24 protein-coding genes are annotated in these 23,168 nt (G+C 69.3%); 11 read left to right on the top strand and 13 right to left on the bottom strand.

The genetic code is table 11. The features are described 5' to 3' along the window. Positions 1 to 22 precede the first annotated feature (22 nt). Both ACNO8X_RS17515 and ACNO8X_RS17520 read left to right on the top strand, forming a co-directional pair. Positions 23 to 739 (top strand): LppX_LprAFG lipoprotein, encoded by a 717-nt coding sequence (locus ACNO8X_RS17515; protein WP_166651508.1) that lies wholly within the window; start codon positions 23 to 25, stop codon positions 737 to 739. After that, positions 739 to 2,316 carry an MFS transporter gene (locus ACNO8X_RS17520; protein WP_418002039.1) on the top strand — a complete coding sequence of 526 codons (1,578 nt, stop codon included), beginning with the start codon at positions 739 to 741 and terminating at the stop codon, positions 2,314 to 2,316. Before ACNO8X_RS17515 ends, ACNO8X_RS17520 begins: the two co-directional genes overlap by 1 nt. A 76-nt stretch (positions 2,317 to 2,392) precedes the next feature. Here the strand turns inward: ACNO8X_RS17520 and ACNO8X_RS17525 are convergent, their stop codons facing one another. From ACNO8X_RS17525 to ACNO8X_RS17555, 7 genes are all read right to left on the bottom strand, one after another. Then, positions 2,393 to 2,632 carry a hypothetical protein gene (locus ACNO8X_RS17525; protein WP_043392638.1) on the bottom strand — a complete coding sequence of 80 codons (240 nt, stop codon included), beginning with the start codon at positions 2,630 to 2,632 and terminating at the stop codon, positions 2,393 to 2,395. Between the two features lie 327 nt (positions 2,633 to 2,959). Beyond that, complete coding sequence (gene ribD / locus ACNO8X_RS17530) at positions 2,960 to 3,970, bottom strand: bifunctional diaminohydroxyphosphoribosylaminopyrimidine deaminase/5-amino-6-(5-phosphoribosylamino)uracil reductase RibD (RefSeq protein ID WP_418002040.1); 1,011 nt, start codon at positions 3,968 to 3,970, stop codon at positions 2,960 to 2,962. Beyond that, positions 3,967 to 4,644, bottom strand: coding sequence for a ribulose-phosphate 3-epimerase (gene rpe / locus ACNO8X_RS17535; protein ID WP_418002041.1), 678 nt, complete (start codon positions 4,642 to 4,644; stop codon positions 3,967 to 3,969). The genes ribD and rpe overlap by 4 nt, the downstream gene beginning before the upstream one ends. Before the next feature lie 5 nt (positions 4,645 to 4,649). Then, positions 4,650 to 6,011 (bottom strand): RsmB/NOP family class I SAM-dependent RNA methyltransferase, encoded by a 1,362-nt coding sequence (locus ACNO8X_RS17540; protein WP_418005943.1) that lies wholly within the window; start codon positions 6,009 to 6,011, stop codon positions 4,650 to 4,652. A 134-nt stretch (positions 6,012 to 6,145) separates the two neighbouring features. Further along, positions 6,146 to 7,072: a methionyl-tRNA formyltransferase gene (fmt, locus tag ACNO8X_RS17545; RefSeq protein WP_260972020.1), complete on the bottom strand. Its 927-nt coding sequence runs from the start codon at positions 7,070 to 7,072 to the stop codon at positions 6,146 to 6,148. Positions 7,073 to 7,108: 36 nt separating this feature from the next. Continuing rightward, entirely contained in the window at positions 7,109 to 9,055 is a 1,947-nt protein-coding gene (locus tag ACNO8X_RS17550) for a primosomal protein N' (protein WP_418005944.1), read from the bottom strand. Between the two features lie 50 nt (positions 9,056 to 9,105). Then, positions 9,106 to 9,846: a lysoplasmalogenase gene (locus ACNO8X_RS17555; RefSeq protein ID WP_418002042.1), complete on the bottom strand. Its 741-nt coding sequence runs from the start codon at positions 9,844 to 9,846 to the stop codon at positions 9,106 to 9,108. On the opposite strand from ACNO8X_RS17555, the gene ACNO8X_RS17560 reads away from it, so the two are divergent. The 6 genes from ACNO8X_RS17560 (at position 9,845) to ACNO8X_RS17585 (ending at position 16,299) form a co-directional block, all read left to right on the top strand. Beyond that, positions 9,845 to 10,768 carry an alpha/beta hydrolase gene (locus ACNO8X_RS17560; RefSeq protein ID WP_418002043.1) on the top strand — a complete coding sequence of 308 codons (924 nt, stop codon included), beginning with the start codon at positions 9,845 to 9,847 and terminating at the stop codon, positions 10,766 to 10,768. The genes ACNO8X_RS17555 and ACNO8X_RS17560 overlap by 2 nt on opposite strands. Before the next feature lie 3 nt (positions 10,769 to 10,771). Then, on the top strand, positions 10,772 to 11,758 hold the full coding sequence (locus tag ACNO8X_RS17565) for an alpha/beta hydrolase (protein ID WP_418002044.1): 987 nt from the start codon (positions 10,772 to 10,774) through the stop codon (positions 11,756 to 11,758). Between the two features lie 84 nt (positions 11,759 to 11,842). Then, positions 11,843 to 13,321, top strand: a complete 1,479-nt coding sequence (locus ACNO8X_RS17570) for a flavin-containing monooxygenase (protein WP_418002045.1) — start codon at positions 11,843 to 11,845, stop codon at positions 13,319 to 13,321. 106 nt (positions 13,322 to 13,427) lie between these two features. Continuing rightward, entirely contained in the window at positions 13,428 to 13,829 is a 402-nt protein-coding gene (locus ACNO8X_RS17575; RefSeq protein WP_418002046.1) for a hypothetical protein, read from the top strand. 189 nt (positions 13,830 to 14,018) lie between these two features. Next, the gene (locus tag ACNO8X_RS17580; RefSeq protein WP_418005945.1) at positions 14,019 to 15,044 is read left to right on the top strand and encodes a PLP-dependent cysteine synthase family protein; all 1,026 of its coding nucleotides are present in this window, start codon (positions 14,019 to 14,021) and stop codon (positions 15,042 to 15,044) included. A 13-nt stretch (positions 15,045 to 15,057) separates the two neighbouring features. After that, a complete protein-coding gene (locus ACNO8X_RS17585; protein WP_418002047.1) occupies positions 15,058 to 16,299 on the top strand; it encodes an MFS transporter in 1,242 nt (413 codons plus the stop codon). A 58-nt stretch (positions 16,300 to 16,357) separates the two neighbouring features. On the opposite strand, the gene metK is transcribed toward ACNO8X_RS17585, so the two are convergent. The 6 genes from metK to ACNO8X_RS17615 form a co-directional block, all read right to left on the bottom strand. Further along, the gene (gene metK / locus ACNO8X_RS17590) at positions 16,358 to 17,566 is read right to left on the bottom strand and encodes a methionine adenosyltransferase (RefSeq protein WP_043392665.1); all 1,209 of its coding nucleotides are present in this window, start codon (positions 17,564 to 17,566) and stop codon (positions 16,358 to 16,360) included. Positions 17,567 to 17,677: 111 nt separating this feature from the next. Continuing rightward, on the bottom strand, positions 17,678 to 18,937 hold the full coding sequence (coaBC, locus tag ACNO8X_RS17595) for a bifunctional phosphopantothenoylcysteine decarboxylase/phosphopantothenate--cysteine ligase CoaBC (RefSeq protein ID WP_418002048.1): 1,260 nt from the start codon (positions 18,935 to 18,937) through the stop codon (positions 17,678 to 17,680). A 19-nt stretch (positions 18,938 to 18,956) separates the two neighbouring features. Next, positions 18,957 to 19,250, bottom strand: a complete 294-nt coding sequence (gene rpoZ / locus ACNO8X_RS17600; RefSeq protein ID WP_020101623.1) for a DNA-directed RNA polymerase subunit omega — start codon at positions 19,248 to 19,250, stop codon at positions 18,957 to 18,959. Positions 19,251 to 19,324: 74 nt separating this feature from the next. Continuing rightward, the gene (gene gmk, locus ACNO8X_RS17605; protein WP_418002049.1) at positions 19,325 to 19,879 is read right to left on the bottom strand and encodes a guanylate kinase; all 555 of its coding nucleotides are present in this window, start codon (positions 19,877 to 19,879) and stop codon (positions 19,325 to 19,327) included. Between the two features lie 39 nt (positions 19,880 to 19,918). Further along, complete coding sequence (mihF, locus tag ACNO8X_RS17610; RefSeq protein WP_011894593.1) at positions 19,919 to 20,236, bottom strand: integration host factor, actinobacterial type; 318 nt, start codon at positions 20,234 to 20,236, stop codon at positions 19,919 to 19,921. 326 nt (positions 20,237 to 20,562) lie between these two features. After that, a complete protein-coding gene (locus ACNO8X_RS17615) occupies positions 20,563 to 20,745 on the bottom strand; it encodes a hypothetical protein (RefSeq protein ID WP_418002050.1) in 183 nt (60 codons plus the stop codon). 279 nt (positions 20,746 to 21,024) lie between these two features. Between ACNO8X_RS17615 and ACNO8X_RS17620 the strand changes: the two genes are divergently transcribed. From ACNO8X_RS17620 to ACNO8X_RS17630, 3 genes are all read left to right on the top strand, one after another. After that, positions 21,025 to 21,417, top strand: coding sequence for a hypothetical protein (locus ACNO8X_RS17620; RefSeq protein ID WP_418002051.1), 393 nt, complete (start codon positions 21,025 to 21,027; stop codon positions 21,415 to 21,417). Between the two features lie 286 nt (positions 21,418 to 21,703). After that, positions 21,704 to 22,093 (top strand): hypothetical protein, encoded by a 390-nt coding sequence (locus ACNO8X_RS17625; protein WP_418002052.1) that lies wholly within the window; start codon positions 21,704 to 21,706, stop codon positions 22,091 to 22,093. 31 nt (positions 22,094 to 22,124) lie between these two features. After that, positions 22,125 to 23,168, top strand: a complete 1,044-nt coding sequence (locus ACNO8X_RS17630; RefSeq protein WP_418002053.1) for a DUF2330 domain-containing protein — start codon at positions 22,125 to 22,127, stop codon at positions 23,166 to 23,168.

A 23,168-nucleotide genomic window follows, 5' to 3' on the forward strand; every position in this document is an offset into this window, starting at 1 on the left:
CGCACCTATTACGATGCAGGGCATGCAGACGCGCAAACGCTCCGCCATGCTTGTTTCCCTACTCTCCACCGTGATGGCCGGGGTGCTCCTGGTCTCCGGTTGCTCGAAGTCCGAGGCCCCCTCGGCACCGCTGCCCGACGCCACCGCGCTGCTCAAGCAGTCCGCCGACACCACCCGCGGCCAGCAGAGCGTGCACCTGGTCCTGACGGTCAACGGCAAGATCGCCAAGCTGACCGTGACCAAGCTGACCGGTGACATGACGCTGACCCCGGCGGTCGCCGGCCAGGGCAAGGCCAACCTGTCGGTGGGCGGCATGGGCGTCCAGGACGCCCCGTTCGTCGTCTACGACAACCACTTGTACGCCTCGCTGTCGTCCGGTGGCCCGCTGTCCGACTTCGGGCCCGCCGATGCCATCTACGACATCTCGGCGATCCTGCGCCCGGAGACCGGCCTGGCCAACATCCTGGACAACTTCACCGAGGCCAAGGCCGTCGGCCGCGAGGACATCAACGGCGTGAAGACCGTCAAGGTCACCGGCACCGTCAGCGCCGACGCGGTCAACAAGATCGCCCCGCAGCTGAAGGTCACCCAAGCGCTCCCGGGCACCGCCTGGATCGAAGAGGGCGGCAACCACCAGCTGGCTCAGGCTCAGCTGGAGACCAGCCCGGGCAACAACCTGCAGATGACGCTGACGGACTGGGGTAAGCCGGTCACCGTCAACAAGCCCGACGTTCAGTAATGGCCGGGGGCAATAACCGCCACGTCGCCATAGCCGCGGGCAGTATCGCGGTCCTGCTCGGCGCGCTCGACACCTATGTCGTCGTGACGATCATGACCGACATGATGAAGGACCCGCCGGACGGGATCGGCATCCCGATCAACAAGATTCAGCAGGTCACGCCGGTCGTCACCTGGTACCTGCTGGGCTACATCGCGGCGATGCCGCTGCTGGGCCGGGCCTCGGACCGGTTCGGCCGCAAGCTGGTGCTGCAGGCGAGCCTGGCGCTGTTCGTGGTGGGCTCGATCGTCACGGCGATGGCAGGCATGTTTGCCCCGGCGAACGAGGTGATCGAGCCGCTGATCCAGCTGATCGTCGGCCGGACCATTCAAGGCGTCGCCAGTGGCGCGCTGCTGCCGGTGACGCTGGCTCTGGCCGCAGATCTGTGGGCTGCGCGCAACCGCGCCGGCGTCCTGGGCGGTATCGGTGCGGCGCAGGAGCTGGGCAGTGTGCTCGGCCCGCTGTACGGCGTGGCCGTGGTGTGGCTGCTGCAGGACTGGCGGGATGTCTTCTGGATCAACGTGCCACTGACCATCGCGGCCATGGTGATGATCCACTTCAGCCTGCCGTCGCGCATCGAGACCGAGACGCCGGAGAAGGTCGACGTGCTCGGCGGTGTGCTGTTGGCCGTCGCGCTCGGGCTGGCGACCTGGGGTCTGTACAACCCGAACCCGGACGGCAAGCAGGTGCTCCCGGAAAACGGCCCGCCGTTGCTGATCGGCGCCGCGGTCGTCGCGGTCGCGTTCTTCGTGTGGGAGAAGATCGCCCGCACCAAGCTGATCGATCCGGTGGGTGTGCACTTCCGGCCGTTCCTGGCGGGCCTGGCGTCGTCGCTGTGTGCGGGCGCGGCGCTGATGGTCACGCTGGTGAATGTCGAGCTTTTCAGCCGCGGTGTGCTCGGTATCGACCAGGCGCACGCGATCTTCAAGCTGGCGTGGTTCCTGGGTGCGTTGCCGGTCGGCGCTCTGGTCGGCGGGTGGATCGCCACCCGGATCGGCGACCGGATCGTCGCCTTCGTGGGCCTGCTCATCGCGGCGGCCGCGTACCTGCTGGTGTCGCGCTGGGACATGGACGTGCTCTCGGCCACCCACGACCTCGTGGTGGTGTCCTTGCCGAAGCTGCCGACCGATCTGATCATCGCCGGCCTGGGGCTCGGCCTGGTCATCGGACCGCTGACGTCGGCGACGCTGCGGGTGGTGCCCACGGCCCAGCACGGCATCGCCTCGGCCGCGGTCGTGGTGTCCCGCATGATCGGCATGCTGATCGGCATGGCGGCGCTGTCAGCGTGGGGCCTGTACAAGGTCCAACAGGCGCTGGCCTCGATGCCTGCGGTCAAGGGCGTCGACCTGGCTGATGCGGCCGCACAGATCGCGAAGAACACGAAGACGGCGTACACCATGCAGTACAGCTCGATCTTCCTGATCACCGCCGTCGTCTGCGTGGTGGGTGCGCTGGCCGGTCTGCTGATCGCCGGCCGCCACGAGCAGGCCGACGAGCCCGAGAACGCCCCCGAGGCTGATCCGGCGCCAGTCGCCTGACCCGTGACGACAACGGAGCCGCAGAGTCGATCGACTCTGCGGCTCCGTTGTTTCTGGCCTGTTCAGTGGCGGCGCGTTAGCAGCGCTCCACACCCGGGCGCATCAGCACCACGTTGTCCGGGATGTACGCCGGGGTCGGCGCGGGGGCCGCGTGGGGCCCGTTCGCGTGTGCCGCGAGGCGTTCCAGCGCCCCGTCCACGGCGTCGTCGAATTCCTCGACAACACTCAGCACCGCCCGCAGGGGCCGGCGGAACACCATGTCTTTGATGCCATCTTCAACCGGACGGAAGCTGAGCCAGTCCTGCAGTGCAGTCATGCTCTTATCCTTTGCTCGTGTTCACCTTCGCTCTAACGGCATCGGTGAGCGCGATATTTCGGCCGGATCCAGATGACCCGGTCTCTGTACCCAATTTTACGGATGCGAAATCGTGGCTTCCTGCACGAATGCCGAGGCGTTGATCTCGAACTGATAACGATTAGCAAAACTAAAGATGGGCTGCGGTGAGCCCAATCACACTGCGCGCCACGGTGAATCGCACGTCTCAGCAGCTTGTGGGAATCAATTCGGACGGTTCAGCAGGTGAAATTTATGAGCCGAGCCCGCACGGTCGGCGTAGAAAGTTCGCTGGAAGTAGCCGAGCAATCAGTTCGGCACCAGACTGAGCCGCACGTCGGCGCCGACGGTCGCTACCCCGTCGAACCGCCAGCGGCGCGCCTGCGAGATGGTCGGCACCCCGACGTCGTCGATCGCGGTGATCGGTCCACCCAGCAGCGTCGGCGCCAGATAGGCCAGAATCCGGTCCACCAACCCGGCCCGAACGAACGCCCCGGCTAGTGTCGGACCGCCTTCGAGGATCACATCGGTCCGGTCAGACAACGCCTGCACTACCTCGAGCGGGTCGTGTGTCCGGATCACCATCGTCCGGGAATCGTCGTTCAAGATGTTGGACTCCGACGAAATCTCCCGTTCGCCGACCACGACCCGCAGCGGCTGACGGGCAGCCAGAGTGCCGTCGGTCAGGCGTGCGGTCAGCGTTGGGTCATCTGACAGCACGGTTCCGGTCCCCACCACGATGGCGTCGGCGACCGCGCGGTGCCGGTGCACGTCAGCCCGGGCGGCGGCACCGGTGATCCATTGGCTGGTGCCGTCGGCGGCAGCACTGCGGCCGTCGATGCTGGCCCCGAACTTCCACGTCACATGGGGTCGGCCGGTGCGCTGGCGGTGCAGCCACTCGCGCAGCGGCCCGCCGGAGACCTCATCGGCGAGGATGCCCGAGGACACCGTGACACCGGCGTCGGTGAGCCGCTGAGCGCCGCCCGCGGCGACCGGATTCGGGTCGGACACGGCGAACACGACGGCCGCCACCCCGGCATCCAGCAGCGCGTCGACGCAGGGGCCGGTGCGGCCCTGGTGATTGCACGGCTCGAGCGTCACCACGGCGGTGCCGCCCGCGGCCCGGGTACCGGCCCGGCGCAGCGCCATCACCTCGGCGTGCGCCTCCCCCGCCGGCTGGGTCCCGCCAACGCCGGCCACTTCGCCGTCGCGGTCCAGGATGACCGCGCCGACCGGCGGATTCGGGTAGGTGGTGCCTTTCACTGCGTCAGCCTGGCCGATGGCCATCCGCATCGCAGCCTCGAGTGCCTCCGGCGTCACAGCACCAGGTGTGGCGAGGCAGCGGCGGCCTGACGCCGCAGGGCCTCCACCGCGGCACCTGGGTCGGCCGCGTTGTAGACCGCGGAGCCCGCGACGAAACAGTCGACGCCGGCTGCGGCGGCCGCCTCGATGGTGTCGTCGTTGATGCCGCCGTCGATCTCGACGACCAGCGTCAGCTCACCGGCGTCCACCAGGCGGCGCACCGCGGTGACCTTGGGCAGCACCTCGGCGATGAACTTCTGGCCGCCGAACCCGGGCTCCACCGACATCACCAGCAGGGTGTCGAACTCGCGCAGGATTTCCAGGTACGGCTCGATCGGGGTGCCGGGTTTGACGCTCAGGCCCGCCTTCGCGCCGGCGGCCCGGATGTCGCGGGCGACGGAGATCGGGTCGTCGGTGGCCTCGGCGTGGAACGTGACGTTGTAGGCGCCGGCCTCGGCGTAGGAGGGCGCCCACCGCTTGGGGTCCTCGATCATCAGGTGGCAGTCCATCGGGATGTCGGTGACCTTCAGCAGGCTCTCGACGACCGGCAGACCCAGCGTCAGGTTGGGGACGAAATGGTTGTCCATGACGTCGACGTGCAGCCAGTCGGCGCCCGCGACTGCCGCGGTCTCCTCAGCGAGCCGGGCGAAGTCGGCGGAAAGGATGGACGGCGCGATGAGTGGTCCTGCCATGGCGGTCAGACTACTTTGAGCGCAGCCGCGAACATCGCATCGGTGCCATGCCGATGTGGCCATAACTGCACGTGTGGTCCGGGGCCCAGCCGATCAGCCGGGGCGAACAGCGGGCGGGTGTCGATCGCCTCGACGGGCTGACGGCGCAGCGCGTCGGCGATCACCCCGACTGTCTCGGCCAAGTGCGGCGAGCAGGTCGCGTACAGCACCACACCGCCGGGGCGGGTGAGTTTGATTGCCGCGGCGAGCAATTCGCGCTGCAAGCGGGCCAAGCCGGGCACATCGGACGGCTGCCGGCGCCACCGCGCCTCGGGCCTGCGACGCAGTGCGCCCAGACCGGTGCAGGGGGCGTCGACCAGGACACGGTCGAAGGATCCGGGCTCCAGGCCGGAGTCGCGGCCGTCGACCCGGAGCACCTCGACACCCATGCCGGTGGTGTTGCGCTCGACCAGCTCCGCCCGGTGCTCGGTCGGTTCGACGGCGATCACCTCGGCGCCGCACTGCGCGGCGATGGCCGCCAGCATCGCGGTCTTGCCGCCGGGACCGGCACACAGATCCAGCCAGCGGGTGTCGTTGCCCTCCAACGGCACCTCGGTCAGGGCCCGGGCCACCAGCTGACTGCCCTCGTCCTGCACCTGTGCCAGACCGTCCCGGATCGGGTCCAGCTGGCCGGGGTCGCCGCCGGGCAGGTACACCGCGTACGGAGAGAACCGGCCGACGTCGCCGCCGATCGCCGCGGCCAGCTCCTCGGCACTGATCTCGCCCGGGCGGGCCGCCAGGTGCACGAGGGGACGTTCGTCGTCGCTGGTGAGCATCGCGTCCAGCTCCCCCGCGTCTGCGCCCAGGGCATCGGCGAAGGACTGGGCCACCCAGCGCGGGTGGGCGTGGGTGAACGCGGTGTGGCCGATGGGGTCGGCAGCGGCCGACGGTGCGAGCTCGGCCACCCAGGCGGCTTCGTCCTTGCTCGCGATGGCGCGCAGCACGCCGTTGACGAAACCCGCACGTACCGAATCGAATTCGACGCCGGCCTGCTCGACGGTGGTGTCCACCGCGGCGTGGGCGTCGACCCGGGTACGGAGCAACTGGTAGGCGCCGAGGCGCAGCAGGTCCAGCAGCACGGCGTCGATCCGGTCGGTGGGCCGGCCGGCGGCACTCTCGATCACCGCGTCGAGCAGTCCGACACAGCGGCAGGTGCCGTAGGTCAGCTCGGTGGCGAAGGCCGCATCCCGACCCTCGATGCCGCGGTCGCGCAGGATCGCCGGCAGCGCGAGGTTGGCGTATGCGTCCCGCTCGGACACCGCGCGCAGCACGTCGAACGCCGCCTGGCGCGCCGGATCCAGAGGCTTACGGCGCGGGCCACGCGGCACGCGCCGCTCGGCGGCGGCCGGCCGGACCTGCTGCCTGCCCGGCTGCCGGTCCTGACGATCCCGGCCGCCCGAGCGCCCCTGATTGTTCGGACGACCCTGCCGCCCGCGATCGCCGCCGCGTCCGTTCCGTTCGGTCACCGGGCCACCACACCTTCGTCCAGCCGGGCGCCGCGCGCCCAGTCCGCTGCCTTCATCGCCTTCTTCCCCGGCGGCTGGACCGTGCCCAGCCGCACCGGAGTGCTCCCCGTGCCGATCAGCACGCCGGCCTTCTGCACGCGAATTGCGCCGGGCGCCAACGGTTCTGCCTCGACCGGGACCACCGGACCGAGCTTGACCCGCAGGTCGCCGATCTCGGTCCAGGCTCCGGGGTTCGGAGAAACCGCGCGGACGCGGCGGTCGACGACATGCGCAGGCAGGTCCCAGCGCACCCGCGCGTCTTCGACGGTGACCTTGGGGGCGACCGTCACGCCGTCGGTGGGCTGCGGCACCGCGGTCAGCGCACCGTCCTCGACACCGTCGAGCGTCGTCTCCAGCAGGCCGGCGCCCGCGTCGGCCAGCCGGGCCAGCAGATCGCCCGCGGTGTCGATGGGCCGCACCGCCTCGGTCATCACGCCATACACCGGCCCGGAGTCCAAGGCACGTTCGATCTGGAAAGTCGTGGCGCCGGTCACCTCGTCACCGGCGGCGATGGCGGCCTGCACCGGGGCGGCGCCGCGCCAGGCCGGCAGCACCGAGAAATGCAGATTGATCCAGCCCAGCCGGGGCACCGCAAGCAACTCGTCGCGCAGCAGCGCGCCGTAGGCGACGACCGCGCAGCAGTCCGGCGCCAGCTCGGCGAGTTCGGCGACGAACTCGGGCTCATTGGGCTTGGCCGGCCGCAGCACCGGAATACCCTCGGCCAGAGCGAGTTCCGCGACCGGAGACGGGGCCGGCTTGCCGCGACGACCAGAGGCCGCGTCAGGACGGGTCAGCACCGCGACCACCTCGTGGCGCGGCGACGCGATGAGCCTGCGCAATGAAGGCAGCGCGGGTTCCGGTGTTCCGGCGAAGACGATACGCACGATCCACCAGGCTACTTGTGGTCCACCCGAACACCCTCATCCGATGTGCAGCGGATCGATCTGCACCCGCACCGGCTGCTGATCGTGGCGGGCGCTGAGCACTCCGGTCGCCCGGCGCAGGGCCGCCGCCAGCACCAGCCCACGGTCGCGCGAAACCCGGACCAGCATCCGGTGCACGGGTGTGCCCGGGTCCAGACCGGGCGGTCGGCGGGCGCCGAACGGCAGGTCGACGGGACCCAGCACCTCGGCGTCAGGCGGCAGTGCGGCGGCCTCCAGCAGCGCGTCCGCCGCCTCCGGGATGCCGTCGACGGCGGCGAGATGCACCGCGGGTGGCAGCCCGACCTCGGCGCGGCCGTCGAGTTCGGCCTCGGCATGCCCGACCGGGTCCCAGCGCACCAGCGCCTGCACCGTCGGGATCGACGATTCCGCGACCACCGCGACGGTGCCGCCGGCCGCGCGGTCGAGCACCATGGCCGATGCCGACATCCAGCGGCGCAGCGTGTCCTCGGCGGCCCGCAGATCTTGTCGGCCCAGCAAGGCCCAGCCATCCAGCAGCAGCGCCGCGCCGTAGCCGCCGTCGGCGCGCGGCTCGGCGCCCGGGGTGGCCACCACGACCGCGGGGCGTCCAGGTACCTCGGCCACCACGGCGTCACCGCCGGAGGTGACGATGGGCACCCCCGGGAAGGTCCGGCCCAGTTCCTCGGCGGTGCGCCGCGCCCCGACCACCACGGCACGTACCGCGTCGGAGCCGCACCGGCCACAGCGCAGCGCGCTGTCCTGACGGCCGCACCAGCGGCACACCGCGCCGACGGTGTCGCGGTCGAGCAGCGACAGTGGGCCGGTGCAGTGCCGGCATCGGGCAATGGTCCGGCATTTGCCGCAGGCCAGCGCCGGGACGTAACCGCGGCGCGGCACCTGCACCAGCACCGGCCGCCCGGCGCTCAACGCGGCGCGCGCGGCGCCCAGCGCCATCGACGGCAACCGCGCGGTGCGGGCGGCGGCGTCGCGTTCATGGGTGTGTGCGTCGTCGTCGAGCGCGACGACCCGCGGGGCCCGTGCCCGCACCACACTGCGCCCGGCGACCAGATCGTGCGCCCACTTGCTGCGCACCAGCGCCTGCGCCTCGGCAGTGCGCGAGAAGCCGCCGATGATTGCGCCACAACGCAATTGGTGTGCACGCAGCATCGCGACCTCGCGGGCGTGCGGATACGGCGCGCGGGGCTCGGAGAGCGAGTCGTCGCCGTCGTCCCACACGACGATGAGCCCGAGGTCGGCGACGGGCGCGAACACCGCGCTGCGCGTGCCGATCACGAGCCGGGCCTGGCCGCGCAGCACCGCCAGCCACCGCCGGTAGCGCTGGGACGGACCGAGGCCCGCGGACAGCGCCACCACCCTGTTGTTGTCGACCAAGGTCAGGGCCGCGGCGTGGATGGCGTCGACGTCACGCTGGTCCGGGACGATCAGCAGCGCACCGCGCCCGGCGTTGACGACGACGGCCGCCGCCTCGCACAGCCGCTTGGCCCAGTCCTCCCCCGGCAAGGCCTGCCACACCGCGCGCGCTGCCCGGCCCTCGGCGAGCGCCTCGAGGAACTGCTCGCCGCGGGCGTAGGGCTGCCAGGCAGCGGGTTCGACGTGCTGCGGCGCAAACGGCGGGAGTTCCGGCGGCGGACCTTTCTCCACGGTGGCGTGCCGCGGCGGAATGGCCAGCCGCAGCACGTCTGGCCGGCTGCCGGCGTACCGGGCGGCCACGGCCTCGGCGAGGCGCTGCACATCCGGGGTCAGTACCCGCTCGGCCGAGACCACGCGGTCCAGCCAGCCGAGCTTGCCCGAATGGTCGGTGTCCGAACGTCTTTCGAGAATGAACGCGTCGACCAGGCGGCCGTTGAACCGGACCTTGGCCCGCACACCCGGCTGCGCGTCGTCGGACAGGTCGGCAGGCACCAGGTAGTCGAACTCGCGGTCCAGGTGCGGCACCGACAGCATCGGCAGCACCCGAGCCACGGGCTCGTGTTCGGCCTGCGTCCTGGTGACGGTCACGCAGCCGGTTTAGCAGACAGGGACGACACCGTCGACACCGTCCGGCCCGCGAAGAACCCGGCGGTGATCAGGAGTAACGAGGCGGCGTAGGCCCACCAGATCGGGACCGCCAGTGTCTCGTCGCCGAGGACGAACTTGCTGATGCCGATCATGCCGTCACTCACCGCGAAGCACAGTGCCCCGAGTGCGGTCCAGCGGGTCGGCAGATCGGCGAACAGCGCCGTGCACACCATCGCCACCAGGACCGCCATGTAGACGGTGACGGGGATGGTCATCTTTTGCGCGACCAGGCTGGGCCAGAACCAGACGACCAGCCCGATGCAGACGACGACCAGCACCGCGGCGCCGGCGGTGGCTGCCGAGGTACGCCGGGCCAGCGGCAGCAGCGCGGCCAGGAAGCACAGATGCGCGATCAGGAACGAGCCGAGCCCGAACACAAACGACGGCACCCCGCCCGGCTGCCACCAGGGCATGGCCAGCAGGAAGTCACCGCCTGCCGAGAACACCAGTGCGGCCACCAGCCAGCGGCGTTCGCGGACGATGGCGTGTCCGGCCGCGGCCACGGCCAGCAGCAGCGCGGGCAGTGCCTTGATCTCGGGCTGCAGGACGAACTGCCCGGTCAGGTCAGCGCCCGACGGCAGCCGCAGCGCCGTCGCGATGAGGAAGACGCCGTAGCCGGCGGCGACCACTGCGGCCGCCACCCACAGCCGCCAGCGCGGTGCGTACGGTGAACTCATGTCGGACACTGTGCGTCCCCCACTCGATCCCATTCTGCAAAAGGTACTGGAAGCAGTTCCGTTCCAATTGACCATGGACGGCGGCGTCGAAGCCGCTCGAGCCCGGTTCCGTGAGCTGCCGCGCAAGGCGGTGTTCGAGGAGGTTCGCGCCGAGGACCGCGTCATCGAAGACGTCCCCGTCCGGATCTACTGGCCGCCGGACATCGAACCGTCGGCACCGGTTGTGCTGTTCTTCCACGGCGGCGGCTGGGTGGTCGGTGATCTGGACACCTATGACGGCACCGCCCGGCTGCATGCCGCCGGGACCGGAGCGGTGGTGGTGTCGGTGGATTATCGGCTGGCCCCCGAGCACCCGTTCCCCGCTGCGGTGGACGACGTCTGGGCCGTCACACAGTGGGTGGCCGCCCATGCCGATGAGATCGGCGGCGACCCGAATCGCCTTGCCGTGGCCGGTGATTCGGCCGGCGGCAATCTCGCCGCCGTGGTCGCACAGCTGGCCCGCGACGCCGGCATCACGCTGCGAGCCCAGCTGCTGTGGTACCCGGCAACCACCTGGGACACCTCGCTGCCGTCGTTCACCGAGAACGCCGACGCGCCGGTCCTGGGCCGCGACGCCGTCGGCGGTTTCTCGTTGCTATATGCCACGGGTGTGGACCTACGGAATCCGCCGGCCGCACTGGTGCCCGCGCGCGCCGAGTCACTGGCCGGACTGGCACCGGCGTACATCGCCGTCGCCGGATACGACCCACTGCGCGACGACGGCATCAAGTACGGCGAGATGCTCACCTCGGCAGGGGTTTCCGTCGAGGTGCACAACGCCGAGACCGTGGTGCACGGTTATCTCGGCTACCACGGCGTGGTGCCGGCGACGACCGCGGCGGCCGACCGCGGAATCGCTGCGCTGCGGGCCGCGTTAGCCTGAGGCATGACCCTGGATGAGCCCGACGCTGTGACGTCCACAGACCGCCCTGGTATCGACCCGATCCTCAAAGCCCTCCTGGACGCCGTGCCGCTGGAGTTCACCATCGACGACGGCGTCGAGGTGGCCCGGGCCAAGATCGCAGCGATGCGACCACCCGCGGCGATGCTGCCGGACCTGCGGATCGAGAACCGCATGCTCGATTGCGGTGACGCAGGCCAGATTCCGGCCCGCATCTACTGGCCGCCCATCGATGGTGAGACGCGTCCGCTGCCGGTGGTGGTCTTCTACCACGGCGGCGGCTGGGCGATCGGCGACCTGGATTCGCACGATCACGTGGCCCGGGCCCACGCCATCGGCACCCGCGCCATCGTGGTGTCGATCGAGTACCGACTGGCACCTGAGCATCCGTTCCCGGCCGGTATCGAGGATTCCTGGGCCGCGCTGCAGTGGGTTGCCGCGCATGCCGCCGAACTGGGCGGCGACCCGGCGCGCATCGCGGTGGCCGGCGACTCGGCAGGCGGCAACATCTCCGCGGTGATGGCGCAGCGGGCGCGCGACGCCGGCGGCCCGAACCTGGCATTCCAGCTGCTCTGGTACCCCGCGACCACCGGTGACACCACGCTGCCGTCGTTCACCGAGAACGCCGATGCACCCATGCTCAACAGCGATGTGACTGCGGCCTTCCTGTCCTGGTACCTGCCCGGCATGGACATCAGTGACGCCTCGACGCTGCCGACCGACCTGGCCCCGGCCAACGCCGAGTCGCTGGCCGGGCTGCCGCCCGCTTACATCGGCACCGCCGAGCACGACCCGCTGCGCGACGACGGCGCCGTGTACGCCAAACTGCTTGCCACAGCCGGGGTTCCGGTCGAGTTGAGCAACGAACCGACCATGGTGCACGGCTTCGTCAGCCTCGCGCTGGCCTCGCCGGTGGCCACCGAGGCCACCAACCGGGGCCTGGCGGCCCTGAAGGCTGCCCTCCACACCTAGCGGTCTCTGCGCGAGCAGACGTGAAAACCCCCTATTTTCACCGAAATAGGGGGTTTTCGCGTCTGCTCGCGCGAGTATGGAGCCATGACAACGCCTGATGTCCAAACTGTGATCGTCGGCGCCGGCTTCTCCGGGATCGGGGCCGGCATCCTGCTGGACCGGGCCGGGCTCGGTGACTACCAAATCCTCGAAGCCGGCTCCGGGCCGGGCGGCACCTGGTTCTGGAACACCTACCCCGGTGTCGCCGTGGACATTCCGTCGTTCTCCTATCAGTTCTCGTTCGAGCAGAGCGCGGATTGGTCCCGCACCTACGCCAAGGGCCATGAGCTCAAGGCGTACGCCGAGCACTGCGTCGACAAGTACGGGCTGCGGGACCGGATCCGCTTCGGCACCGAGGTCACCGGCGCCGAGTACGACGACGCCACCGACCTCTGGCGCGTGCACACCAGCAGCGGCACACTCACCGCGCGGTTCCTGATCAACGGCAGCGGCGTGCTGACGGTGCCCAAGCCGCCGGACATCGAGGGCGTGACCGACTTCGCCGGTATCACGCTGCACACCGCGCGCTGGGACTCCCACATCGACCTGAGTGGCAAGCGCGTCGCGATCATCGGCACCGGCGCCTCGGCGGTCCAGGTGATCCCCGAGATCGCGCCGATCGTGGAGCAGCTCACGGTGTTTCAGCGGACGCCGATCTGGTGCTTCCCCAAGCTGGATCTACCGCTGCCGGCCGCGGCCCGATGGGCGATGCGCGTCCCGGGCAGCAAGACGCTGCAGCGGCTGGCCAGCCAGGCGTACGTCGAGCTGACCTTCCCGCTGTCGGCGCAGTACTACAGCGTCTTCCCGTTGGCCGACGGCGCGGCCCGCATGGGACGGTCGTTCCTGCGCCGCGAGGTCCATGACCCGGTGGTGCGCGACAAGCTCACCCCGCGCTACGCGGTGGGCTGCAAACGGCCGGGCTTCCACAACAGCTACCTCGCGACCTACAACCGCGAAAATGTCAGTCTGGTAACCGAATCCATCGAGCGCATCACCCCGAGCGGCGTGCACACCACCGACGGGCAGGACCACGAGGTGGACGTCCTGATCCTCGCCACCGGGTTCAAGGTGATGGACGTCGACAGCGTGCCGACGTTCCCCGTCACCGGGGCCGGCGGGCACACCCTCGGCGAGTTCTGGGAGACGCAGCGGCTGCAGGCCTACGAGGGCGTCAGCATCCCCGGCTTCCCCAACTTCTTCACTGTCATGGGGCCGTACGGGTATGTGGGCTCGTCCTATTTCGCGCTGATCGAAGCTCAAGTCCACCACATCGTGCGGTGCCTGCAACGGGCCGAAAAGGTTGGCGCCCACCGGGTTGAGGTATCCCAGGAAGCCAATGACCGGTACTTCGCCGAGATGTTGAGCAAACGTCACCGGCAGGTGTTCTGGCAGGACAGCTGCCAGTCGGCCAACAGCTACTACTTCGACAAGAACGGCGACGTGCCACTGCGGCCGGCCACCACGGTGGAGGCATACGTCCGCAGCCGCCGGTTCGACCTCGACGACTACGAATTCAGCGCGTGAGCGCTGGGCCCGCACTCATATGAAAGTTCTTTGAACCCGATAACTTTTGCCGCACGACACGCATCGGCCCGGCTATAGGCGCCGACACGTCGGTACAGTCGCGAACGTGACTTCCCGGCCGATGCGATGGCGGGCAGCGGCCGTGCTGCTCGTCACCCTGCTCGGTCTCGGCATCGGTATTCAGTTGAGCGCCAAGCCTGTTGCCACGCCGCATGAACACGCCGCCCCCATGCTCGTCGCCCCGGGACACACACTGCCCTCGGTCGCCGCGCAACACCCACACGCGCGGGACGGCTCGGCCCCATCGGCCCCGGAGCTGGTGACCGCCGCCGGACTCCCCCGCTCCGCCTCCAACCTCTTGGCCCTGGGCCTGGTGGTGACCCTCGGCGTCCTCATGGTGTGCTGGCGCGCGTCGGCGCCCCGGTCCGGCCGGGGTCCGCCGCGGCGCGCGCTTCAGATTCACTCCGGCCGGGCGGTCCTGACCCGGCTCTGCATCTCCCGACGCTGATCGGTCAGCGCAGATCGGCCACGCTTCGTGTCCGGTCGGTGTTCGCTGCCCGATTCCGCTGCCGCGCCGCGGCCTCAAGCGAAAAGTGATGCACTCATGAACAATTCGACCAATCTCACCCTGCCCAGAAAATCCACTCGGACGGCGTCCGGGCCGTGCCGGCTGGCTCGCTACGACCGCCCCGGCACCATGGTCGGCGGCACCCCGGTGCTGCGGATCGCCGCACCGTTCACCACCGGCGACCGGGGCTTCTGGGCCAAGCTCGAAGGCGTCAACCCCGGTGGCATGAAGGACCGGCCCGCCATGTACATGGTCGAACGCGGCCGCGCCCGCGGCGACCTGCTGCCCGGCGCGCGAATCGTTGAATCCACCAGCGGGACACTCGGACTCGGCCTGGCCCTGGCCGGCACCGTGTACGGGCATCCGGTCACCCTGGTGACCGATCCGGGCATGGAACCGATGATGCTGCGGATGCTGGCCGCGTACGGCGCCGACATCGACCTGGTCACCGAGCCACACCCGACCGGCGGCTGGCAGCAGGCCCGCCGCGACCGGGTGGCCCAGATCCTGGCCGGCGATCCCACCGCCTGGTACCCCGACCAGTACAACAACCCCGACAACGTCGACGCCTACCGCGATCTCGCCCTGGAACTACAGTCGCAGCTCGGCACCGTCGACGTCCTGGTGTGCTCGGTCGGCACCGGTGGCCATTCGGCCGGGGTGGCAAAAGTGCTGCGCGAGTTCAATCCTGATCTCAAGCTGATCGGCGTCGACACCATCGGGTCGACGATCTTCGGCCAGCCCGCACAGAGTCGCCTCATGCGCGGTCTGGGGTCGAGCATCTACCCGGACAACGTCGACTACGACGCGTTCTCCGAGGTGCACTGGGTGGCGCCCGCCGAAGCGGTGTGGGCCTGCCGCGCGCTGGCCGGGACCAGCTATGCCAGCAGCGGCTGGAGCGGCGGCGCGGTGGCGCTGGTCGCCGGCTGGGCGGCCCGCCATCACGATCCGGACACCACGATCGCCGCGATCTTTCCCGATGGGCCGCAACGGTATTTCGACACCGTCTACAACGACGATTACTGCCGCGAGCACAACCTGCTCGGGATCGAACCGCCGTCCGAACCGGCGGTGATCACCGATCCTGCTGAACGCGTGGTGGATTCGTGGACGCGCTGCGCGACGGTGCGCAGGCCCGATGCGGCATCGCTGTGACGGAGGTGCGGTGATGGAGGTCCTCGCACAGTTCCGCAGCTTCGGCTGGCCCAGTCGGGTGCTGATGCTCAACCAGTTCGGCATCAACCTCGGCTTCTACATGCTGATGCCGTATCTGGCCGGGTATCTGGCCGGCCCGCTCGGCTTGGCCGGCTGGGCCATCGGGCTGGTGCTCGGGGTGCGGAATTTCTCGCAGCAGGGCATGTTCATCGCCGGTGGGACGCTGGCCGACCGGCTCGGCTACAAGCCGCTGATCGTGGCGGGCTGCCTGTTGCGCACGGCCGCCTTCGGGCTGCTGGCGGTCGCGCAATCCCTGCCGACGCTGCTCATCGCCTCGGCGGCAACGGGTTTCGCGGGCGCGCTGTTCAATCCCGCGGTGCGCGCATACCTGGCCGCGGACTCCGGCGAGCGCCGGGTGGCAGCGTTCACGGTGTTCAACGTCTTCTATCAGGGTGGCATCCTGGCCGGCCCGCTGGTGGGGCTGGCCCTGCTGGCGCTGGACTTCCGGGTCACCGCCGGCATGGCGGCGGTGGTGTTCGCGGTGCTGACCATCGCGCAGCTGTTCGCGCTGCCGAAAGACCACACCGATCATGCTGTCGCCGAACGCGTCTCGGTCCTGCACGACTGGCGCACCGTGCTGGCCAACCGGCCGTTCCTGTTGTTCGCGGCGTCGATGGTGGGCACCTATGTGGTGACGTTCCAGGTGTACCTGGCGCTGCCGCTGCACGCCGGGGTGCTCTCGCCGCACCACGAATCAGCCATCGTGGCGGCGGTTTTCGCGGTGTCCGGGCTGGTCGCCATCGGTGGCCAAATCCGCATCACATCCTGGTTCACCGCGCGGTACGGCCGCGCCCAGTCGCTGACGATCGGGGTGCTGGTGCTGGCGGCGGCGTTCGTCCCGTTGATCGTCGTGCCCGACGACCGGTGGGGCCGACCGGTCGCGGTGGCCGCGCTGCTGACGACGGCCGCGCTGCTGGCCGTTGGATCGGCCGCGGTGTATCCGTTCGAGATGGACACCGTGGTGTCGCTCGCCGGCGACCGGCTCGTCGCGACCTACTACGGCTTTTACAACACCATCGTCGGCATCGGCATCCTGGTGGGGAACCTCGCCACCGGAGCGCTGATGGAGACCGCACGCGATGCCGGCCGGCCGGAACTCATCTGGGTAGCGCTCACGACCATCAGCCTGTTGGTCGCGCTGGCCCTGCACCGCCTGCACCGGACGAACCGGCTGGAGCCGGCCCCCGTCCCCTGACCGAGCGCAGAACTGCCCCTCGTCCGACGACGAGGGGCAGTTTTGCGTGGTGCAGGTACTAGACCGAGGCCTTCAGGTCGTCGACCTTGTCGAGCTGCTCCCACGGCAGTTCGATGTCGGTGCGGCCGAAGTGGCCGTACGCGGCGGTCGGCGCGTAGATCGGGCGCAGCAGGTCCAGGTCGCGGATGATGGCGCCGGGACGCAGGTCGAAGACCGAGGTGATGGCCTTCTCGATGCGGGCCGGGTCGAAGTGCTCGGTGCCGAAGGTCTCGACGAACAGGCCCACCGGAGCGGCCTTGCCGATGGCGTAGGCCACCTGGACCTCGACGCGGTCGGCCAGGCCGGCAGCGACGACGTTCTTGGCCACCCAGCGCATCGCGTACGCGGCGCTGCGGTCCACCTTTGACGGGTCCTTGCCGGAGAAGGCGCCGCCGCCGTGGCGGGCCCAGCCGCCGTAGGTGTCGACGATGATCTTGCGACCGGTCAGGCCGGCGTCACCCATCGGGCCACCGACCACGAAGTTGCCGGTCGGGTTGACCAACAGCCGGAAGTCGGAGGTGTCCATGGTCTCGTGCGCCAGGTCGGCCAGCACGGTCTCGACGACGTGGCGACGGATGTCCGGGGCCAGGGTGCCGTCCAGGTCGACGCCCTCGGCGTGCTGGGTCGACAGCACCACGGTGTCGAGGCGGACCGGGACGTTGTCGCGGTACTCGATGGTGACCTGGGTCTTGCCGTCCGGACGCAGGTAGTCGACGGTGTTGCTCTTGCGGACCTCGGACAGGCGCCGCGACAGCCGGTGCGCCAGCGCGATCGGCAGCGGCATCAGCTCGGGCGTGTCGTTGATGGCGTAGCCGAACATCAGGCCCTGGTCGCCGGCGCCCTGGGCGTCCAGCGGGTCACCGGCGCCCTCGACGCGCGCCTCGTGGGCGGTATCGACGCCCGCGGCGATGTCCGGGGACTGCGCACCGATGCCGATGTTCACGCCGCAGGTGGCGTAGTCGAAGCCCTTGTCGGAGTGGTCGTAGCCGATCTGGCGGATCCGGTCACGGACGATCAGCGGGATGTCGGCAAATGCTTCCTTGGCGTTGGTGGTCACCTCACCGACGACGTGCACCTGACCCGTGGTCACCAGGGTCTCTACCGCGACCCGCGACTTGGGATCCTGCGCGAGCAGCGCGTCCAGCACGGAATCGCTGATGGCGTCGCAGATCTTGTCCGGATGTCCTTCGGTCACTGACTCGCTGGTAAACAGCCGACCTTCACTCACGTCGCAATTCCCTTCCAAAACTTTAGTCCGGCGCATAATATCCGCGCCCGCCTAACAACTGTCGTGTACCCCCGCGCAGCAAACCCGGCTGCGGCACGGTTCAGGCGATGGTCATACGTCGTTGCCGCGCAGGAACGCCGCGATCGCGTCGGCGATGCGGCTGCCCATCAAGGTCTTGGACCCATGCTCCAGCGCTGACTCGGTCCCGTCCGCCGCCAGCAGCCAACCGTCGTTGACGTCGACCTCGAAGGCCCTGCCGTCCCCCACCGCATTGACAACCAGCAGGTCACAGCCCTTGCGCTGCAGCTTGGCCCGGGCGTGGAACAGCACGTCGCCGTTGGCGTCGCCGGTCTCGGCGGCGAAGCCGACGATGGCGCGCAGGTTCGGCAGCTGACCGTCGGTGCGGGCCCGCACCGCGCCGGCGAGGATGTCGTCGGTTCGGGTGAGTTCGATGACGGGCGCGGCCTCCGCTTCACCGGGGCCGTGCTTCTTTTTGATCTTGCTGGTCGCTACCTCGGTAGGACGGAAATCGGCGACGGCGGCGGCCATCACCAGCACCTGCGCGTCGGGCACGTATTTGAACACGGAGTCCCGCAGCTGTGCGGCCGAGCTGATGTGCACGACGTCCACGCCGGCCGGATCGGCCAGGCCTGCGGTGTTTCCGGCGATCAGCGTGACCTCGGCGCCGCGCTGGGCCATGACGCGAGCCACGGCGTAGCCCTGCTTGCCGGAACTGCGGTTACCGATGAACCGGACCGGGTCGATGGCCTCTCGGGTGCCACCAGCGGTGACGACGACCTTGACCCCGGCCAGATCATGGGGCAACGCGTCACCGCGCTCCAGGAGGAGCTGCGCGAACGTGGTGATCTCCTCGGCCTCCGGCAGGCGTCCGGGGCCGCTGTCGGCGCCGGTGAGGCGCCCGGAAGCGGGGTCCAGCACCACGACGCCGCGACGCCGCAATGTCGCGACGTTCTCGACGGTGGCGGGGTGCAACCACATCTCGGTGTGCATCGCCGGGGCGAACAGCACCGGACAGCGCGCGGTGAGCAGCGTGGCGGTCAGCAGATCATCGCCGCGGCCCGCCACCGCACGTGCCATCAGGTCGGCGGTGGCCGGCGCGACCACGACCAGGTCGGCCTGCTGGCCGAACCGGACGTGCGGTACCTCGGAGACGTCCTCGAACACTCCCGTGTGCACGGGATTGCCGGACAGTGCTTCAAAGGTGGCGGCGCCGACGAACTTCAGCGCCGATTCGGTCGGCACCACGCGGACCGAATGGCCGGCCTCGCTCAGCTGACGAACCAGGGTGCATGCCTTGTACGCGGCGATACCTCCGGCGACTCCGACGACGATGCGCTTGCGGTCGGCCATGTTCGGCGCCTACGCGGCCTTACTCGCCCTCGGTGTGCTCGAGCAGGTCGCCGTGGATCTCGCGCATGGCGATCGACAGCGGCTTCTCCTGCAGACCCGGCTCGACCAGGGGGCCGACGTACTCGAGGATGCCGTCACCGAGCTGGTTGTAGTAGTCGTTGATCTGGCGCGCACGCTTCGCGGCGTAGATCACCAGCGCGTACTTGCTCGACACGCGATCCAGCAGCTCGTCGATGGGCGGGTTGGTGATACCCAGCGGCGTGTCGTAGGCGATGGCGGCGTCGGAGTCGATGCTCTCGACAGTGGTGCTCACGAAGGATTCTCCCGGCGTTCGGTGTGAAGATTGGAGTCGCTATCAGCGATATCTGGGCGTTAGGCGCAGACCGCTCAGCGGCCCACCAGCAAGGATACCAATTCTGCACAGGCGGATTCCAACTGACTGTTGACAACAGTCACATCGAAACTGTCCTGAGCGGCCAGTTCGGCCCGCGCGGTAGCCAGGCGACGGGCCTGGACCTCGGCACTCTCGGTGCCGCGGCCGATGAGCCGGCTCTCCAGCGCTTCCCAACTGGGCGGCGCGAGGAAGACCGTCAGCACCTCCGGCATGGCTTGTTTGACGGCCCGAGCGCCGGCCAGATCGACCTCAATGAGGACAGGTTGACCAGCGGCGATGGCTTCCCGGACCGGCCGGGCGGGGGTACCGGAGCGCTGCAGTCCCCCATGAATTTCGGCCCATTCGAGCAGCTCACCGTCATCGATGAGCCGCTGGAACTCTTCGGCCGAGACAAACGTGTAGTCGACACCGTCGACCTCGCCCGGACGCGGTGCACGCGTCGTGGCGGAGACACTGAAATGCAGGTCGGGCACCCGCTCACGCAGGCAGCGCACGACCGTGGATTTACCCACGGCAGAGGGGCCGGCCAGCACAACAACACGGTTCATCGCCGTCCGGCCCCTACTGCTCGTCAGTCTTGCGTCAGATCAGGAAAAGTCGAACTTTTCCAGCAGGGCCTTGCGCTGACGGTCGCCCAGTCCGCGCAGACGGCGGGTCGGAGCGATCTCCAGCTCGGTCATGATCTCCTGCGCCTTGACCTTGCCAACCTTGGGCAAGGCTTCCAGCAGAGCGGAAACCTTCATCTTGCCGAGAACCTCGTCGGTCTCGGCGTCCGTCAGGACCTGCTTGAGGTTGGTGCCGCCGCGCTTGAGCCGGTCTTTCAACTCGGCACGTGCTCGACGTGCGGCAGCAGCCTTCTCCAACGCTGCCGCGCGCTGTTCGTCGGTCAACTGGGGAAGGGCCACGGGGTTCCTCCGTATCTCCGTCAAATAATTTCTGTCACGGCTGGGGTGAACCAGCCAGCGACGACGACCGTACCCACGCTTACCGACAAGCGCTAACCCCACCCCCCGGGTAACGAAGCTAAAAGCCCAGCGTGTAGTGCGAACGGCGGCTCCAGATGGCTGCGAAGTGCAAGCTCGGCAGGGGCTGCACTCAAGCGCTCCAGTCACAGATCTGCCTGCGTATCAAGGGTTTTGAGCACTCAGTGGGACGACGGCGGCACGGCCGGGACCGTGTCCGGCCGATTTTCGGGCCGTCATCCGGGGCGATTCAGGAAAATTTTCGCAGGTCACGGCGTGTCGGGCGTGTCGGTGCCGAGTCGGATCGGGTTGGTGCACCGCCGGTGACGCGCGGGCGGCTCAGAGCCGCTATTTGGGTGGTTGGACCGCCCAAATAGCAGCTTTTCGGCCCGCTCGATGGCCGGTTCGGCGCCCCGGGAGTCGGGCAGCACCACGCCGCTGCGCGCTGCCACGCAGACTCCGCAAACTCGGAGGTGTCGTGATTCATCCGGCAACCGAGCCGGACCGGCGCCGGACCCGCGGCACGGTCGCGATGAAACCGTTTCCTGCCCAAGGTTTTCCCATGTGGTCGCACTTGCCACAGGCAACGATCAGCGCCCCGTGGCCAAACTGTTGCGGCACGCACAGCACACACCTAGCGACGCCAAAGTGCACACACATTAGGCGGTCCTAACTTGAGTTCCAGTGTGGCGACAACCCGCCCACCACATGGAAGAGGAAGGTGAGCCGCGATGAACTTCAAGCGAGCGTTGACCGCATCCACCCTGGCAGCCGGTATCGGCGTCGCCGGACTGTTCGGCGTCGGCCTGGCCGGCGCCAATGCCGACCCGGGGTGCCCGCCGAACGCGCCGTGCGGCCAGCACGACGACCACCGTGGTCCGGGTGACAACCGCGGCCCTGGCGACGACCGTGGTCCTGGCGACAACCGTGGCCCGGCCGGCCCCGTCGGCCGTGACGACAACTGGCACGACAACCAGGGCCGCGACTGGCAGCACCGCGGCATTGACGATGCCCGTTTCGACCACCAGCCGTTCGACTACAACGGCCAGTGGGTTAACCCGGTATGGGACAACGGGCACAACGCCTGGGGCTTCTGGCTCGGCCCGATCTGGATTCCGCTGTGATCGGGGCCCGGTAACCGGACCTGCGGCCAGACGGCCCGCCACGCCATCGTGGTGGGCCGTCTGGCATCTGTAGGCAAACGTTGTCCGCGCCATCGACATACCGTCGACTGCGTCGAGCCGCCAACATTTCGTGGCACCAAACCGGTTCCCGCACAACATCTTCCCAGACTCTCTGGAAACCGACAGGAAACGTTCAGCGCGGCGTTCCCGCAACGTGACCGCATACACAGCACACACCTAAGTTCAGCTAAGTGCACGCCCATCGGGCCGCCATAGCGTCAGCTGCATGAAGATCAAACAGGCATTGACCGCGTCCACCCTGGCGGCCGGCATCGGCGCCGCCGGACTCTTCGGCATCGGCCTGGCGACCGCGAGCGCCGACTGGTGCCCCCCGGGCGCACCGTGCGGGGGGCATGACGACCACCGCGACGACCATGGCGGCGACCGAGGCGGCTGGGGTGGCGACCGTGGCGGCTGGCAGCGCGGCATCGACTGGCACAACGACCGGGACGGCTGGCGTGACGACCGTGGCCGTGACTGGCATGGCCGCGGCATCGATGACGGCCGCTGGGACCACCAGCCGTTCAGCTACAACGGCCAGTGGGTGAACCCGGTGTTCGACCAGGGCTTCAACGCCTGGGGCTTCTGGCTCGGCCCCATCTGGATTCCGCTGTGACCTGAGGCGCACGGCCGGTACGTTCATGCCGATGGCTGTTGCGTACCGGTTGCTGTGCGTCTCGATGCTGATGTTCGCCGCCCTGACGGCGAACATCGCAGCGCCGGCTTGGGCCTGCGGCTGTGGCGCCTACATCCCCGACCGCGCCGGGGCCGCCGTCGTCGACGAACGGGCGCTCATCGCGTGGGACGGCAGCACCGAGGACATCCTGATGTCGTTCGGGGTTCGCGGCGCCTCGGACCGGGCCGCCTGGGTGATGCCCGTCCCGTCGGCCGCCCAGGTCACCCTGGGCGACGCGACAGTATTCGACGAGCTGGCGCGCATCACCGCGCCGCGGATCGAATACCGGGACAACTGGTGGCCCACCTTCGACTGGCTCACCGGAGGTTCGCGGGGTGCACTCGAAGGAGCGGGCGCGCGTCCCGGCGGCGTCAACGTGCTGTCCAGCCGGCGGATCGGACCGTTCGACGTCACCCGCCTGGCCGCGGACGACCCGGCCGCCCTCACGAGCTGGCTGACGGCCAAGGGCTTTCCCCACCCAGACGGACTCGACGCCAACTTGGCGTCCTACGTCGCGGCCCGCTGGGAGATCGTCGCGATTCAGCTCGCGCCGGACGCCGGTGACACCACGCTGTCGGGAACCTTGCAGCCGCTGCGGTTGTCGTTCGCGTCCGACACCGCCGTCTATCCGATGCGGCTGTCCCGGTCGGCGACCGGGCCGCAGAGTGTCGACCTGTACGTGCTGGCCGACCACCGGATGGATCCGAGCTCGGTACCCGTCGCCGGGAACGCCCCGACCCTGCACTACGCCGGCCGGACCGACTCACCGGCCCTGGCCGGCTACCGGGGCCACTACCTGACCCGCTGGACCAACTATCTCCTCCAGCCCCAGCTCATCGACGGCGACTACGTATTCACCCGTGCCGCAACGGATTCCGACTACGCGCAGGTCGTCTACCGGACTCGCGACCGCGGCGGCATCACAGGGCTGGCACTGATCGCGGCCGCGCTCGGCGGCGGCGTGTTGGCCGCGGTGCTCTGGATTCACCGGCGCCGCAAGCGTCAGGCCGAGTAG

The organism is Mycobacterium sp. PDNC021 (assembly GCF_048282635.1).
GTDB lineage: Bacteria > Actinomycetota > Actinomycetes > Mycobacteriales > Mycobacteriaceae > Mycobacterium > Mycobacterium llatzerense.